The sequence below is a fragment of the Paenibacillus baimaensis genome, assembly GCF_025567575.1.
The window spans coordinates 414,080-430,947 of record NZ_JAOQIO010000094.1 but is presented as its reverse complement, the minus strand read 5'-3'; the positions used below and the strand labels follow the sequence as shown (position 1 = coordinate 430,947).

16 protein-coding genes are annotated in these 16,868 nt (G+C 44.8%); 8 read left to right on the top strand and 8 right to left on the bottom strand.

Annotation, left to right across the window (positions count from 1 at the left end):
* Nucleotides 1–206 precede the first annotated feature (206 nt).
* The gene (locus tag OB236_RS25700; protein ID WP_262686623.1) at nucleotides 207–644 is read left to right on the top strand and encodes a MarR family transcriptional regulator; all 438 of its coding nucleotides are present in this window, start codon (nucleotides 207–209) and stop codon (nucleotides 642–644) included.
* Between the two features lie 100 nt (nucleotides 645–744).
* Here OB236_RS25700 and OB236_RS25695 read toward each other — a convergent pair whose 3' ends face one another.
* The gene (locus OB236_RS25695; protein WP_262686501.1) at nucleotides 745–1,494 is read right to left on the bottom strand and encodes a YheC/YheD family protein; all 750 of its coding nucleotides are present in this window, start codon (nucleotides 1,492–1,494) and stop codon (nucleotides 745–747) included.
* Nucleotides 1,495–1,792: 298 nt separating this feature from the next.
* On the opposite strand from OB236_RS25695, the gene OB236_RS25690 reads away from it, so the two are divergent.
* A complete protein-coding gene (locus OB236_RS25690; protein ID WP_262686500.1) occupies nucleotides 1,793–2,197 on the top strand; it encodes a CBS domain-containing protein in 405 nt (134 codons plus the stop codon).
* A 154-nt stretch (nucleotides 2,198–2,351) separates the two neighbouring features.
* Complete coding sequence (gene thpR / locus OB236_RS25685; RefSeq protein WP_262686499.1) at nucleotides 2,352–2,924, top strand: RNA 2',3'-cyclic phosphodiesterase; 573 nt, start codon at nucleotides 2,352–2,354, stop codon at nucleotides 2,922–2,924.
* 33 nt (nucleotides 2,925–2,957) lie between these two features.
* Here the strand turns inward: thpR and OB236_RS25680 are convergent, their stop codons facing one another.
* The 6 genes from OB236_RS25680 to OB236_RS25655 form a co-directional block, all read right to left on the bottom strand.
* Nucleotides 2,958–4,535, bottom strand: coding sequence for a DUF3502 domain-containing protein (locus tag OB236_RS25680; RefSeq protein ID WP_262686498.1), 1,578 nt, complete (start codon nucleotides 4,533–4,535; stop codon nucleotides 2,958–2,960).
* 65 nt (nucleotides 4,536–4,600) lie between these two features.
* Nucleotides 4,601–5,485 carry a carbohydrate ABC transporter permease gene (locus tag OB236_RS25675; RefSeq protein ID WP_262686497.1) on the bottom strand — a complete coding sequence of 295 codons (885 nt, stop codon included), beginning with the start codon at nucleotides 5,483–5,485 and terminating at the stop codon, nucleotides 4,601–4,603.
* 24 nt (nucleotides 5,486–5,509) lie between these two features.
* On the bottom strand, nucleotides 5,510–6,436 hold the full coding sequence (locus OB236_RS25670) for an ABC transporter permease (protein WP_262686496.1): 927 nt from the start codon (nucleotides 6,434–6,436) through the stop codon (nucleotides 5,510–5,512).
* Nucleotides 6,437–6,667: 231 nt separating this feature from the next.
* Complete coding sequence (locus OB236_RS25665; protein WP_262686494.1) at nucleotides 6,668–8,467, bottom strand: cache domain-containing sensor histidine kinase; 1,800 nt, start codon at nucleotides 8,465–8,467, stop codon at nucleotides 6,668–6,670.
* A complete protein-coding gene (locus OB236_RS25660; protein WP_262686493.1) occupies nucleotides 8,460–10,097 on the bottom strand; it encodes a response regulator in 1,638 nt (545 codons plus the stop codon). Before OB236_RS25660 ends, OB236_RS25665 begins: the two co-directional genes overlap by 8 nt.
* Before the next feature lie 97 nt (nucleotides 10,098–10,194).
* Entirely contained in the window at nucleotides 10,195–10,497 is a 303-nt protein-coding gene (locus OB236_RS25655; RefSeq protein WP_262686492.1) for a hypothetical protein, read from the bottom strand.
* Between the two features lie 224 nt (nucleotides 10,498–10,721).
* Here OB236_RS25655 and OB236_RS25650 point away from each other — a divergent pair, with 224 nt between their 5' ends.
* From OB236_RS25650 to OB236_RS40160, 5 genes are all read left to right on the top strand, one after another.
* The gene (locus OB236_RS25650; protein WP_262686490.1) at nucleotides 10,722–12,305 is read left to right on the top strand and encodes a spore germination protein; all 1,584 of its coding nucleotides are present in this window, start codon (nucleotides 10,722–10,724) and stop codon (nucleotides 12,303–12,305) included.
* Nucleotides 12,302–13,471, top strand: a complete 1,170-nt coding sequence (locus tag OB236_RS25645; protein WP_262686488.1) for a Ger(x)C family spore germination protein — start codon at nucleotides 12,302–12,304, stop codon at nucleotides 13,469–13,471. The genes OB236_RS25650 and OB236_RS25645 overlap by 4 nt, the downstream gene beginning before the upstream one ends.
* A gap of 2 nt (nucleotides 13,472–13,473) precedes the next feature.
* Entirely contained in the window at nucleotides 13,474–13,719 is a 246-nt protein-coding gene (locus tag OB236_RS25640; protein ID WP_262686486.1) for a hypothetical protein, read from the top strand.
* A gap of 28 nt (nucleotides 13,720–13,747) precedes the next feature.
* The gene (locus OB236_RS25635; protein WP_076234229.1) at nucleotides 13,748–14,863 is read left to right on the top strand and encodes a GerAB/ArcD/ProY family transporter; all 1,116 of its coding nucleotides are present in this window, start codon (nucleotides 13,748–13,750) and stop codon (nucleotides 14,861–14,863) included.
* Nucleotides 14,864–14,943: 80 nt separating this feature from the next.
* A complete protein-coding gene (locus OB236_RS40160) occupies nucleotides 14,944–15,147 on the top strand; it encodes a hypothetical protein (protein ID WP_076234228.1) in 204 nt (67 codons plus the stop codon).
* A gap of 14 nt (nucleotides 15,148–15,161) precedes the next feature.
* Here the strand turns inward: OB236_RS40160 and OB236_RS25630 are convergent, their stop codons facing one another.
* Nucleotides 15,162–16,850 (bottom strand): methyl-accepting chemotaxis protein, encoded by a 1,689-nt coding sequence (locus OB236_RS25630; RefSeq protein WP_262686483.1) that lies wholly within the window; start codon nucleotides 16,848–16,850, stop codon nucleotides 15,162–15,164.
* Nucleotides 16,851–16,868: the final 18 nt, after the last annotated feature.

Genomic DNA, 16,868 nt, shown 5'->3' with positions numbered 1-16,868 from the left:
TCATTTTATGCCTAGCCCCTTTGCAAATTAGCAAGAAGTTCGATAAAATAAACTCAATCAAATATACGTCCATCTAGTATCTTTGTTATCTAATATCTCGATAGTCAAGATATATATATATATATATATCTTAAAAGGAGGGTTTTCTTTTGTCAAGCGAAGACCAAGATCAACCAACAGAGTTGCAGGAGAATTTCACCTTACGCATGCGAGGCTTGGGAAACCGAACTGTATTATATCAACAGCATGTAGCTGCCTCTCTGGGGTTATACAATAATGATTTTTTATCCGTAGATATCCTGCACGAAAAAGGTCCCATCACCGCCGGTGAGCTCTCCAAACTAACCGGGCTTGCTACTGGCAGCGTCACTGCATTAATTGATCGGCTTGAAAAAAATGGTTTTGTTCGCAGGGAAAATGACCCCAATGACCGTCGCAAAGTGATTATTGTGCCTATATATGAAAATAAAGAAGAGGTCAGCAATACCTACCTCCCCCTTCACACTGCGATGGTTAAATTGGCTTCGTCCTATACAGATGATGAGCTTGAGTTCATCACACAGTTTCTTGGTAAAGCAAGTATGGTCCTTGAAGAGCAAATTCATCATCTCAGTTCCACGACACATAGCAAATCTTCTACCTGAACCTTATAACCTTATAAACCAAAATGGACGATATTCCGGATAGTCTCAATAACTTTGGTACATCAAAAGCCCTCATCCTTCTGGAATGAGGGTTGGCTGTCTATCTTCCAAGCCTCGAGTAGCGCATGATGGTGCGAAACATCCTCTTATCTGTAAGAGCATTGAAGATGTATTTATCCGGCGAGGTATTGACCTCAATTATCCACGGCTTCAATTTTCCATCAATTCCTATATCCACCCCGTATGACCGAAACCGTGGGAAAACGCCTCTCATATGTCTGCTGATCTTGACACTCAACGTCTTGAGTCCAGCTACATAGGTTACTTGCTTGTTTTTGGGCATAAAAGGGGCCAGCAATTCATGGGCAGGCATCGGCCTCCCACCGCTATGATAGTTGGTCACGACCTTATGGGGTCGAGCTAAGCGTCCCACAATTCCTGTTGCTTCCCACTTTCGCTCTGGACTGCGTTGTACCATGACTCGTAGATCGAACGGACGACCATGGAAGTGGAGTAATGGGATGCCTTTTTGAACGAGGTAGGTTTTCTTCCCCTTTTCTTTGACGAAAGCTGCATAGGCCCCATCGAACGTGGTATAGAATCGGCTTCGTGTGCCATTCTGCAGTCGATAGCCTTTTGCACTGCGAGACAATTTAAAAATACCAAAGCCCCCTGTGCCGTGGCTTGGTTTTAGATACACAGCACGATATTTCTCAAGCATCCCTCTTACGTTTGTTTTATTGACAAGGCTCGTCGGTGGCAAGTGATGGGCCAATTCCTTATTATTCATCAGCGCCCGATATTTTCCCAGCTTATTATTCCAGTACTTCAAGTCATCACCCCAAATCATCAGATATCTCCACGTTTTAGTTATATGCGGAATGTTATTCTGTGTTTGGACGTTTTGACTGTCTACCCGTGTATCCTTGTCATGATCGATCTTGAACTCAAGAGGAATTGCACTTCACCCTGCATTCGTATTACAGTAGTATCAAGCAATTGTTGTCGTTTCAGCTGCATACCTGGTTATATGTTCCCTGAATCCCTCTATATTGCCCACACTGCTACCATTTAACATTACATTCCACCTGAGGTTATGTAATAATTAAGGTAGCCTATATAAATCCAGAGTAAAGGAGTCCTGACCTATGCAAATATCTTCTTTTTTGTTTCCCAAAGATCATGTTGCTTATATTACCACCTCCATGTCCATGAAAGAAGCTATGGAACATTTGGAGCATCACCAATACTCGGCAATCCCCATCATTGACAGTGAAGGGAAGTATGTAGGCACCCTATCGGAAGGCGATTTGCTATGGAAGCTGAAAAATACCCCTGGCCTAGATTTTGATAATATGAATAGTGTCTCCGTAATTGACATCAAAAAACGCCTCAAGATCGAATGTGTTTCGATTAATGCACAAATGGAGGACATGCTGGCACTTGCGGCTGATCAAAACTTTGTACCTGTCGTAAACGATAATCGTGTGTTTATCGGTATTATTCGCCGTAAAGATATTATCGAATACTACACCAAAAATATTACCGATTAACATGGCATCTTTGATTACAGTCGATTCCGCTCTAATATTCCTAATACGGTCACTGCAACGAGGCTGCTGTTTCATTGGCAGCCTCTTGCATACATAAGATTGGTGAAATCAAGCATAATAAGTTGATCATTGAAAGTGAGGATCTGTGCAGCCTATGAGTATCGAATCATCGCGATTATTTATCGCCATTCCTATAGACGAACTATGGAAACAACAATTGACTCAACAGATGACAAGACTCCAACCCAAGCTTCCTTTTCAAAAATGGACACACCCTGAGGATTATCATATTACGCTGAAATTTTTAGGGGATACATCCGTTGAACAATACGAGCGGCTATCTAAACTGTTAACTCACGTTGCTGAAACGACCCAGCCCTTTCAACTAACGCTGACAGAATGGGGAACCTTTGGCCCTCACGCTTCACCCAGTATTTTATGGGCAGGTGTGGGAGGTGATCTGTTACCATTAATGAACTTACAGCAAAATATAGATAATAGTATGACTGAACTCGGATTCCTCAAGGAAAACCGCGATTTTCACCCTCATTTGACCATCGCTCGACGCTATAAAGGTGACTCTATCCCATTCTCTATTACAAATTTGGTCCCACACGTATCGGAGTCTACTTTGTACAAGTCGGTCAATGAATTTAAGCTATATGAAAGCCATCTTAAAAAAACACCGATGTACGAGCCCATTGCTTCTTTTACATTCAGTAAATAAAAGAGTCGCCGTTCTGCACAGCGACCCTCTACCTTACTTTTTCTTTGCAGCGATGAAAGCATCGACCTGTTTTTGAACCTCAACAATAATCCGATCCAAGCCTGCTGCTTTTTGCTTCTCAATATACTCGCTTACTGCTTTATCCGCATCTTTTACAGCACCGGCTTCAATCGCCCGGCCTAGTTCGTTTTGAACCTGATCGCGCTGCGCCAGCTCGTTCTTGATCTTGTCGCTGACCACAAAGAAGCCATCCAGCGGGTTCGTAATATTGCTTGGGTCGTTGGCGAATTCTGCCTCTTTTACCCAGAAGCCTTCTTTATAAGTCGGATTCGGTCTCATAAATTGCGGCTTCCAGAGCGCCCATTGCCCGCCCCATTCCATGTAATTACTTGTTGTGGCGTTCATCCCAGCCGGATAATTCGCTGTTTTGCCATCCAATATATAGTTTTTGCCTTCGACCCCATATTGCACGAGATCATACAGCTTTTGGTCTGTCTCAATCATATCCAGGAAACGAAGAACCAGATCCGGATGTTTCGAGTTTTTATTGATTGCTACAACATTTGCCAATGCTGTACGGTTCGGGAATTTTTTATCGGGATACAGCTGGGAAGATGAACGCTCAGACGATTTATCCGAGAAATTTTCTTCTGCATTTGCCCATTCGTGGGAGCTGTTAGCGAGCAGCATTTTACCATTTCTAAACTTAGGACCCGGATCTTCTTTATCAACCAGAACATCTTTATTAATAATGCCATCGAGATACCATTTCTGCGCGTATTTAGCCATGTCGCTGTAAGTTTTCGTTTGCTCCAAGGCTTTTACTTTAAAGGTTGAATCATTCAGCTCCACGACGAGCTGATTGCCCCCCTGCGCCGACAAATCATTCAACTCATCGCGCAATTCAAAGAAACCGGATAGCACAGTTGGAACTACAGGGAAAGCCACCTTCATGTCAGGGTAAGCTTTTCTGATTTGATGCGCCAAATTGTCGAGATCCTCCAAGGTTTTGATGGAACCCGGTGCTGGCTCAATACCCGCTTTTTTCGTTAAATCAGCCCGCCATTTCACAAAAGGCCTTTGACTCATTTTCATCGTCCATGGCAGTGCCACCACTTGCCCATTCACCGTAGCAGCCGCTAAAGTCCCTTGTTCTTGATACTTTTTATTCAAATTCGGCGCATATTTGGGAAGCAAGTCGTTAAGCCCCAGATACGCACCCTTGGAAGCCATTTGGCGGTAAGCCAACCAATCCCCATCGTAATTCATATCCCAATCATCACCGGATGCTGACATGACAAGCAATTTTTCTTTATAGGGGTCGCCAAAAGGTATTACATTCACTGTAAATTTAACATTTAAGCCTTTGGATTTCACATAGTCGCTGACAGCCTTCCATACTTCATCTGTACTTGACTTCTTATCCCCGCCAAAATAAAATTTCAGTGTGACCTCCTCTTCTTTGGATGTCGGCTTTTGGGTATCAGCTGCTGCTGTTGGTGTTGTTGGTGTACTCCCTGATGGTTTCGTATCACTGCTGCACGCGGTCAAGGTCACACCGCTCAGGAGCATGGTCGCTGCAAGCAGCGTAGTAAACGGTTTCTTGTTCATATGACTCTCCCCTTCAATTGATTGGATTCAATATACTAAACAGCGATGGCTGCAATAGCTTGGATTCATCCTTTAACGGCGCCTACCATTAAACCTTTGACAAAGTATTTTTGCAGGAATGGATATAGAAAAATGATCGGTCCAATCGTGATTACGGTTACAGCCATCTTGACACCCTCGGTAGGAAGTGTTGCCGATACCCGCTGCATTTCAGCCGAATTGGTGGAGCTTTTGAGAAACTCGACGTTGCTTACAATGGTCCGCAGCATAAGCTGCAGAGGCTGAAGCTTTTGATTATCGACGAACATAAGCCCAAGAAACCAGTCATTCCAATAATTCAAAGCGACGAATAAAGATATCGTTGCCAGTACCGGCTTGGCTAGCGGAGCTATAATTTGCAGCATGATTCTCCATTCGCTTGCACCGTCAATCTTCGAGGATTCAAAAAGCTCTTCCGGAATCGACTGCAAGAAATTACGAATCAGGAATAAATTAAAGCCTTGCGCCAGCGGTGGCAAAATCAATGCCCAAACGGTATCCTTCAAGTGCAGATAATTCACACAAATGATGTACCAAGGCACCAATCCCCCATTGAACATCAGCGTTAGCAGAGCAAAGATCGATAATGCATTGCGATACTTCAATGTTCTCCTTGCCATCGCATAGGCGCCGAGATAATTGACGATAACAGCCAGCACAGTGCCTACGATGGTTACGAAAATACTGATTTTATAACCATCAATGATACGTTCTGCACCCAGAAATAACATACGATAAGCGGTTAGATTGGGATGAAGCGGCACCAGTGTGTAACCATGCTTGGCTATGTCCGCCTCCGTGCTTAAGGAACCACTAATGACCATCACAAAAGGGATGAGACAGAACAAGCAAAATAGGGAAATCCATATCATCATGATAAGCTGAGAAAATTGAAATCGTTTCATTGTCATGAATCTAACATCCTTTGTCGTCAATTAGAACAGCGCGGAATCTTTATCGATTTTTCTGGCGATCAGATTGCTTCCCAGCACCAGGATGAAAGCGCCAATCGATTGCAGAAACCCGGCAGCAGCTGACATTCCGATATCACCGTTCACTCTCAGACCCCTGTATACGAAAGTATCGATGACGTCTGTGGTTGGATACAAGGTCGAAGCATCGCCAATAACTGCATAGAACATGCCGAAGTCAGCGTTCATAATCCGTCCGATAGCGAGTAATGTTAGAATAATAATAGTTGGCTTCAGCATCGGCAAGCTGATATAGCGGATTTGCTGCCATTTGTTCGCTCCATCGATTGCAGCTGCTTCAAAGTAAGAAGCGTCGATCCCCGTCAATGCGGCCAAGTAAATGACACTGCCATATCCTGTTACTTTCCAGCGCATAATCAACACCAGGATTGCCGGCCATAGGCCAGGATTGCTGAAGAAGTCTATCGGTTCAAATCCAAAAAACGAGATGATGGAATTGACAGCCCCAACATCTGTCAGCAGATTGTAAGTAAACACACCCACAACGATCCATGAAATAAAGTAGGGCAGAAACGTTAAGGATTGAGCTACTTTTTTGAATGCTTTGTTGCGGATTTCGTTGAGCAGCAGCGCCAGACTGACTTCAAATATCAATCCTGAGAAAATAAATAATAAATTCAGGAAAATCGTATTCCTTAGCGCCCGAAGCGCGTATTCGGAATTGAACAGGAATTTAAAATTGTTGAAGATCGGATTCGCCCAGCTGCTGCCAAATATGCCTTGAGTAAAATCGAAATTTTTAAAGGCAATGACGAGCCCTCCCATCGGCATGTAATTAAACACAAGAAGCAGCAGCCCAACAGGTACAAACATCAAGTAGACAGACCCATTCCTCGCCATTTCCCCCAGAAATCTCTTCGTCACACCCATTCTCTTCCTCTCCTATCCTAATCTCTCTATCATGAAGGTGTGTTGCTTGATGTCTTTATTGTACGGTCTGGGCCATTTATAAACTATGAGGCAGACTTAAACTTTCACCCCGCATTATTAGCCTGATGAATTGAATGTCCGCTGAAAACACAAATGACCCTTAAGCCGGCACTTTCTTCCAAAGTGTCCAGCTCGTGGGTCACCATCACTCCAAGTAGAGTTTCCTTCACTTCATTTGATCTCTGTATCCTGCTGCAGGATGGGATGCCTGATCGTTATATGCGTTCCTTCCATCGGCGCGGATACAATGCTCAGCCCATATTCTTCGCCAAAATAGAGCTTGAGCCGTTGATGCACATTCCACAATCCTACGCCCTGACGAGTCCCACTGCGCTCCTCTCCGATTCGGCCATCATGGATTTGTTGCAAAACCTGCTCTGGAATCCCTTTCCCGTTGTCTGACAGCTCGAAGATGAGCTGACCCCCATCACATTTACCGGTCAGTACGATCTTCCCCTTGTCCAATTGATCGCGTATCCCATGATGAATCGCATTTTCCACTAATGGCTGCAGCAGCAGACGCAGGACTGGCAGTTCCATCAAGCCCTCATCGACAAGCACCACAACGCGCAGCGGACGATCCAATCGGGCAGATTCAATGTGCGTATAGGCTTTCAAATGATCCAACTCTCTGCGTACAGTCGTCAATTCCTTCCCTTGATTCAAGCTGAGTCGCAAAAGATTTCCCAGCGAAGCAACCATTTCGCTAATATCAGCCATGTGATGAGACTCCGCTTTCCAACGGATGGATTCAAGCGTGTTATACAGGAAATGAGGATTGATTTGGTGACTGAGCACCTGAAATTCCAGTTCCTTCTTGACCTGTTCCGACACATATACTTCTTGAAGCAGCTGCTGGATCTTTTGTGTCATCTGAATGTAACCGTTGTAAAGCCACCCGATTTCATCCTGTCTGTTCGTTTGAACGAGCGTCGTTTGAAAATCACCCTGTTCCAGCTTTCGCATGGATCGAACCAGCCGCATAATCGGATTGGTAAAATGCAGCGTTATGTAGATGATCACACCCACACAGGAAACGATATAAGCCACAACAAATACGACCGTCAGCTTCGTTATTTCCTGAATGGGACTCATTAAAGTCGCTAGCGGAATGCTGCTGACCATGACCCAAGGCTCATCGGTTAAACGGGCATACGTAATCAGAGATTGGGAATTGCCAAGATTAATAATTTCGGTTCCTTCATTGTGTTGTTTAATGACATTTAATAAGGCAGCCGAATTGATATTGGAACCGATCAGCTCTTTCTTCGTGTGCGAGAGCACGCGTCCTTCATCATTGAGAATGAAAGACTCCTGCCCCTTGAGAGATTGTGGTGGCGTTACAAATCGATACATTTGATCTTCCAAAATATCTACCGCAATAATTCCCCGAGGTTCATTATCATACAAGCCTGTAAATTGTTTCATCCTCGTTATTAACGGTGTCGGGTAAAAAGACGGATTGTCTTGTGGTAAAAACAAACGCCAAGTTGGCTTTCCATGTGAAATTTCATCGCGGAACCATGCCTGCTCAGCTAAGCCGCTGCCATCATCCAAATTTTTAGTGAACGTCGGGTAGTCCTCCAGATGAACCGGATATATACGCAAACGGAACGCGCCTGCGCTGCCAAGCAGGAGTTGTTTCTGATAAATGAAGCTCGCCATCTCAACGGCTACATTGCTGTCCTCTTCCGGTGTTTGTGGTTTCGTATCCAGCAGCTGTTGAAGCTGTTTGGTTCCAATAATATCGTTGATGCTATTGTTTAAACCGTCTAGATAGGCATCAAAATTTTTCCGATTTTGCATGAAGTAAGCTATGTAGAAAGATTCACTGGCGTCCGATATGCCTTTAGTAGACTGATGATACGAATAATAGGAAAAAAATAAAAAGGGCGCAAGAATTAGACAAAAGAACAAAACGATAATTTTCCTGCGAAATGAGCCATTCGGTATGAGTCTTGAATTATTCATCCTGAATGCCTCTTAAGTTGCGATATTCCTTAGGCGTCATGCCTGTCGTTTTCTTAAACAATTTGGCAAAATGAACGGGATCCTTATAGCCTACAAGCTGTGATATTTGATAAATTTTATAACGAATATCGCCCAGCAGGTCTTTGGATTTCTCCATTCGAATATCCGTTAAATATTCCAGAAACGTGTTTTGTTTTTCCTTTTTAAATAACTTGCTAAGCCATACAGGCGTCACATACACTTGTTCTGCCACGCTTTGCAGGGTTAAGCTGTCTGCGTAATTTTTCTTCATATATTGCTCAGCTGTCATTAAGATCTGGTTATGCGATTGGGATAGCTGCCCAAAGCCACGGGACACTTCCATTAGATATCTCGTTGTCTGAATCTGAAGAGACTCCATCGTATCGTACTGCTCCAACTGCTCCCATAATGCTATGACATTATGCTCCCACCAGCAATCTTTATATCCCGCAGCCGATGCCTTTTTAAAAAATTCAAGCAGCCATTCAAAGGTCTTCTGTTGAATATCACGGATATTCGTATAGGACCAAGTACGAACCAACTCAGGGAATTCGTCCATCTGCTGCACAATTTCCTGCTCCGACCCATACTTGACGAGATCCAGAAGCGCATCCAGCTCGCTCAAATGAATCTCAGCGAATTCTTTATCCTCTCCATGCTCTCCAGTCATCAGGACCCGATTTCCACCATAGATTACTTTGTGCTCCAGTGTTTCCAAGGCCTCGTTGTAGATCATTGCCAGTTTGGAAAATTTGTCGGATGCCGCGCTCGTTCCGATACTGACGTTTACTTTGACATACTTATTAATACGTTCAATCAGAAGCTCTGCCAATTGTAGACTGGTTGTTGTGTCTTCCCCTTGTGTATGCTCTAACATAATGACACAGCGATCCTTGGCATCGCGAAAAATCGTAAATTGGCGTTGACTCTCCTCTTTCAACGTTTGCACGATCACATTGTCTGTGGCGAAAAGAACCAGCTCTTTTTCGTGTTTATACCGTTTGGATTGCTCGATGGCCTTCATATTATCAATTTCGAGCAGAAGCAGAACAACCGAGCTTTCCAGAAGCCAATCCAGATTCACACTCGTTAGGCGATGCCGAATACGCGAGTCCAGCTGGTTCTGGTTATCCTTCTTAATTAATTCTTGCAGCAGTTGTTCCTGGATGCGAGGCATCGCCTGCTTCACATTGTTTTCCAGAAAATCCTGATTGAATCTGCGAAGACGTTCTGCCCGTACTAGATCAACCGCTCTTTGTACGACTCCTTTCAATTCATCCAACCGAATTGGCTTTAATAAATAATCCATGACACCAAGCTGCAGCGCCTGTTTAACAAAATCAAAATCATCATAACCGCTGACTACGATTGAACTGCCCATAGGGAAGCCTTCGTTATACAGATGTTTTAGACATTCAATTCCCGACATTCGATTCATTTTGATATCAGTAATCAGAATATCGGGCCTCATATCACGAAAAATTTGGAGTGCTGTATCTCCGTCATCAGCTGCGATCACTTCATCAATACCGTAATCCGACCATGGGAAAACTTTTTTCAGACCTTCACGAATTTCTTTTTCATCATCCACAAGCAGCACTCTAATCATGATTCCAACTCCTAGTTGTAGTCCTTCCCCCTTTAACTATACCAACCAAACCGCTCATGCAAATAAGACAATATTAAATTTTCAAGGGGAATGCCAATCATTTGGGCGTCTTGTCCTCCTGGAGCCTGTCCTCAACTTTAAGCAAATGCGAGACTTTACCAAGACTCTTGTTAGTAACGACATCCAGCATTTCTTTTTTTAATACACGAACGTTTTCTTCGAGTGCTTTGGCTTTTACAATCAACGCCTCTGATGACTGCACACCTATACCAATAAACTGAGACGCTGCTTCCGAACGGCTCTGCGCGAGCCCTGAATTCACTAATAAATCCACTGCAGCCAACGAGGTGACATCCAACCTTACAGAAATGACGATACTTCTTTTAGATTTTTTACTCATCATTAACACCTTTGTCTAATAGTGTAACACTTATTACAAAATACTTTAGCACACCATCTATTAACTGTCAAAAATTTCCTTTTAAAAGTTTATCAAACATCGCAATCCTATCATTATCCAAATATTCACAAGTAGATTGTAGTTAAAAAATTCATTGCATATAGTCCCTTATTTGTGGAAATAATGTAAATACTTTACGTCTTTTCCCTGTATGGAGGTGCAGCATGCGGAAAAATCCAAATGATAACAGCCTACCGCCCAGTCATCCGTCCGCTCCACAGACAGATCCTGCTTCTGCATCAGAATCCCTGAACTCCAATGCTATTTCTTCGCGATTAGAAGACAATTTGAGGCGCATCGAAGATTATTTTGCCAATTGCAAGGATTTGAAGATTTTCCCTTGGGGCTATGGTCCGAAGCTGGAGCAAACGGCATTTTCTGTTTATTTCGAAACGCTGATCAAGCCCGATCATAAGAATTACCTTAAACAGACATTGCAAAATCTCGTTGCCCACGAGATCGGTCCCGCTACGACGGTTACGGTCGACAATTTGATTGATTTTTTTGAGAACGATGGAGTCGCCTCCCCCTCAGCTGAACTGATGGAAGATATGGATCAAGCCGTCAAAAGCATTCTGGATGGAGAAGTCGTCATCTTTTTTAATGGATGGAATAAAGCAACTGGTTATGTTGCCCTCGATGTGGAACAACGTCAGGCTTCTGAACCGATTACAGAGCCTGCTGTACAAGGCCCCCACGTAAGCTTCATTGAGAGTCTTGATCGCAATATCGGCGTCATTCGCAGCTTGCTTAAATCGCCAAACCTAAAATTCGAGTTTTTTACAGCAGGTCAGCAGAGCCAGCGAAAGGTATCGTACGGTTATTTGGATGGAACTGTGAATCCTGATACGTTAAGCGATTTCAAGCATCGTATGGCCAAAATCGATAAGGAAGAAATTCTCGAAGTTTCCTATCTCGAAGAGTGGATCGGGGATTCCCGCTATTCCCCTTTTCCGCAGGTTCGATATACGGAACGTCCAGATACTGCCATTACGGCTCTGCTGGATGGCAAGATCATCGCTATGGTGAATGGAAGCCCCTCTATGTTAATCTGTCCGGGTAATTTCGCAGAGTTCTTCATGACAAGCGAAGATTATTATTATCGAACGATTTTTTCTTCATTAATACGGTTGATTCGGGTAGCGGCCTTTATAATTGCTCTGATGCTTCCGAGTACCTACATTGCTTTGTCCACCTTCCATTCCGAGCTCATTCCAACCGTTCTGCTTCTTGCGATATTGAACACGCGGGAGGGAATTCCGTTTCCGGCTGTAATCGAGGCGCTCATTATGGAATTTTTCTTTGAACTGCTACGGGAAGCAGGTATCCGCTTGCCTCGGCCGATCGGCTCTGCCGTAAGCATCGTTGGAGCGCTGGTCATCGGACAAGCAGCCATACAATCGCAGATCTCATCCCCGGTTATGGTGATTGTCGTCGCCTTAACGGGCATCGCTTCCTTTGCGCTCCCTCAATACAATATGGCAATCGCGATTCGAATATTGCGGTTTCCGTTAATGATTATCGCAGCAACGTTCGGAGGACTCGGTATCATGGTCAGCTTCATACTGATTTACCTTCACTTGGCAACATTGACTTCTTTGGGACAGCCGTACCTTTCGTCAATAGCTCCGCTGGACATCAACAGACTGAGGGATGCCATTATCGTTTTACCGCAACGGGTACTGCTTCATTCGCCGCGTAATCGACACTTGCACAAAAAGACCTCAGAAGGGAAGAAGGTGCCGTGAAGCCGTTTTATTCCATTCTCGTTTCCTTAGTTATCCTTGGGTTGACCGCTGGATGCTGGGATAATAATGAATTGGACGAATACGGATATGTCCAAGCGGTGGCCATTGATCGGACCAAGGACGATCTCATCCAGTTAACGACCCTTTTCTATAATCCTTCAAGCAAGAAAGAAACGGGCGCAAGTGGGAAGCCTGCAGAGAAGGGCATCAATATCCAAACGAGCGGAGAAACGATCTTTGAAGCCATTAGGGACATCACGAAGAAGTTCGGACGCAAGCCCAAGTGGGATCATATGCGTGTTATTCTAATCGGAGAACAGTTGGCCAAAACCCAAAACATACGGGAAGTTCTTGATTTTTTCTCCAGAGACCAAGAACCTCGCGGCACGGTCCTCCCCTTGATTGCAGAAGGATCAGCCGGAGATTTTTTGAAAATTCAACCCTTTATTGAGCAGACTATTGGCCAACAATACAAAAAGATGGAAACCAGCGGTTCCCTTTATTCCGCCAAAACCTCCAGCATCCCGTTGTATGACTTGGCGATTCAATTGAAAAGTCCCTCTAAAACCTCCGCCATCCCTTACATTCATAAAAACGGCTCGCAAAATAAAGCGGAGGTATCTGGAGTCGCGTTTATCAAAGACGGCAAGCTGGTTCACATCCTTGAGGAGACGGATACGGAAGCGTTCATGATGCTGACAGACAAATACATGAGTGGGATACTGGAATTTCCTTGTATCAACATCGCCAAAGATCAAGTTCAAAACAAAGAATCGTTTGAAGTTCTCTCTTTCAACAGCAAAGTAACGCCTATAGTAGAAGATGATGTCGTGTCGATAGGGGTAAATATTCGAATCGAAGGAACTGTTGGAGAGCTGCGATGCTCCCTTTTAAAAACGAAAGAAGACGTAGAACGTTTCGAGCATACAATCACAGACATGGTCAAAAAACAACTTCAGCATGCGATCTCGATTTTCAAGCGACAGGAGCTGGACGCCATCGGAATCGGAAATCAAATTTACAGGAAAAATCCCAAGCTCTGGAAACGCCTTGAGCCGACATGGAATAAGCGACTTGCCCAAAGTCAATTCCAGATCGATGTGGATGTCGAAGTACTGAGTACTGGCATGAATGTAGGAACCCCGTTTGGAACAAAGGAGAAGTAGCCATGATTGGTAAATTAGTCTGCTTCTTGTTACTGGCTACCGCTATGCTTGTCTGCGACATACCAAAGTTCAGAGGAGCCTGCCCCCGCGATCGGCTTGTCTATGGGGCGATGCTGGCGCCTCTTCTTTATCTCGGTTTTCTATTTGTTACCACCAAGTCGTGGCCTAATCTTGACACCATCTTCAATCTATTAAATGGCCCGGCCAAGCAAATCGTCCAATGGCTTGATCCTGCAAAGTCTTCATAATGCACTAACCTGGAATCGGGAGGAACCTATGAATAAGCAAGAACGTGTTAGCTCTGTCCAGATGACCATGCTATTCCTCTTCTTTATGACAGGCTCTTCCATCGTCATCATCCCTGCGCCCCTGACGAACGTTGCCGGCAATGGAGCATGGATTTCTCTTCTGATCGCTTTGGCAATGGGAATGATCCTGTTAGCAGGCGTTCTTTATTTATATCGACAATTTCCGAATAAATCACTTATTGAATACAGTCGCATTACGCTGGGGAACGTATTAACCACGGTGCTGCTCATTCCACTTACCTGCGTGATGTTCTGGCATGTAGCTGGCATCGTGATTGAGATTGGAACCTTTTTTAAAAGCACGATGTTAAAAGAGACGCCTACCTATGCCGTAAACTCTCTACTATTCGTGACGATAGCTTTGACGGCGCTAGCTGGCATTGAGGTTATGGCCCGAATGGCCGCTGTCTTACTGGCTCTGATGTTTGGATTCATCGTCATCATCTGGGTGCTCGTCGGGAATTTGTTTCATCTGGAATACCTTCTTCCTGTCATGCCCGATGGGATCGGGCCCATTCTTAAAGCTGCATATATCGTTTATGGATTTCCCTATGCCGAGCTTGTGGTCTTTTCCATCATATTGCCTTACGTGCAGCAAGAGGATACATCTAAGGTCGGGAAGCACTTGTTTCTTGCGCTCATTGTTAATGCCATGACGTTGCTGACCTCGGTCATTTGCAGCATTATGGTACTGGGGCCTCTGTCAGGTGAACTCAAATATTCCTTATACCAGCTTGCACGGTTGATCTTTGTTCAGGAAATCATCGAAAGAATCGAATCGGTCATCGGATTCTCGCTTATTATCGGCTTTTACTTCAAAGCGTCCATCCTTCTGCTTATTCTTATGAGGGTTCTGTCGCAATGGCTCAGATTAAAAAACGAACGTTTCCTGGTCTTTCCCGTCGCTTTTATCTGCCTTCTGCTATCGCTCACTACCTATACCAAAGAATCCGCGCTTGAAGAAATCGTGAATACAACATGGCCGTTGCTTAATAATATCGCTTATATTTTTCCGCTCCTTCTGATCTTCATCGTTACATTAATTCGACAACTCAGCAGACGAAACAAAAATCAAGATGTATGAATTAAAGTCAGTATTGGATATGTGTCCAATCACCGACGAACAGCATACTATACTTCAAACCAACATTTGAGGTGAGTATAGTGAGTAAAAAAGCCACAAAGAAAAACACGCCACCCTCTTCGATAGATAAATATAAATTTAATATGAAGGTAGTTACCTCCGATGTCTGCAGCCGATGCAAAAAATGTGAACGTGGTCGTCGTTACCTGGAGGAGATGTCCCAGCCTGGTGCGATTGGTAAAGGAGTTCCGTGTATACTAACCAGGGGAAGAGCCTATGTGTAAATGGAGTATGCCGACTATACTTTAAAACGGTCGATAGACAGCTGCAGTTGTCCCGCCACATCACTTAAATGCCGGATCGAGCCTGTCATATGTCCCATGGATGCAAGCTGCTCTTGTGTCGATGCAAGAATATGCTGCGTGCCGTTCGCATTCGCTGCGGCAACCTCGGCAATCGCATGGATCGCTTGAGCAACGTGAACCGTGTCTGTTTCCATCTGGCCGGATACCTCGGTGACCTCTATCATTTCCTGATCGATCTCACCGATGGATTGAACGATGGAGTTGAACGACGCTCCCGCATGGTTCACGTCCTGCAACCCGGAATCGACAACCTTCGTACTTTCGTTCATGAGCATGGCCGCTTTCCGGGTTTCTTCCCGAATCGTTGCAATCAGCTCGACGATCGTTTCCGCCGATTGTGCCGATTGAATAGCCAAGCTGCGTACTTCCCCTGCGACGACTGCAAATCCTCTGCCCTGTTCACCTGCACGCGCTGATTCAATCCCGGCATTCAAAGCCAGCAGATTCGTTCTACGGGCTATATCGGTGATAAGCTCGATCGATTTCTCAATCTCCAAAGCCCTATCCTGAAGCCCGCCAACGACTTCATTCATCGAAGTCATCACCTTGTGAGCCTCGGTCATCTGCTTCATGGCCGTTCTTATCGCATCATGACCCTGATAAGCCGCTTCCTTTGCATGGTCTACGGTCAAGGACATATGACTGGATTTGACGGCAATCCTCTCGGCATGTCGTGAGATCACATCGATGATGCGAGAGCTCTCTGCTACGCTTATATGCTGCTTCACCGACCCGGCTGCGACCTCATGAACCGTGGTAGCAATTCGCTCTGACGCCTCCCCCGTTTCTGCAGCACTGGAATTTAACTGTACGGAATGCGTTGCGAATTGCTCCGCATGGGTACCCACCTGTTGAATAAGCTCACGAAGCTTATACACCATCTGATTGAATGATCCAGCGAGTTCTCCAAATTCACCCTTGGATCTGATCACGATTTGTCGGGTCAAATCGCCTTCCCCCTCCGCTATATCTTTCAATTGGCGGTTAACTACAGCCAATGGTCGGGAAATACGAGCGGCCAATATCATCCCGAACGTTAGCGCAATCAGGATCGCGGCGGCGCTGGCAATGACAATCATTTGACGTGTCGACTCAACAAGCTGCGCATTCGTCCGATAAGCTTCATTCATCAATTGCTCCTGCTGGTCAACGATTGTTTTGGTCACATTTTTGATTTCCGAGCCGGTCGGAAGCACTTCCAGACTAATGAGCCTTTTCGCTTCTTTCGGGTCTGTTTTCAGGAGCGCTGCGACTTTATCTGCCTGAGTCTGCAGCTTCTTATTCAGTTCCGAAATATCTTTCGCCGTTACCTTCCCTTCCTCCGACAAATTGTTTGACACTTTCCCCACCAGTTCGTTCAGATCTGCATTGGTCGATTGAAACCCTTGCAAGTACTGGCTCTCATTGACTACAAAATAAGCGTTAAGGAAATTCATTTGCTGAGCCGCGTCGAACTGAATAACATGTGAATCAAAGGCAGCACGTGCCTGTACCTCCACCAGTGCCGTATACGATTCATTGACCGTCTGTAAATACCGATAAGACATACCTCCAATGACACCGAGCAAAAGCGGAGCGATTAGAAAACCAATGATGATTTGTTTACCAATGGACAATTTCAACTTGTAACCCCCCGTGTC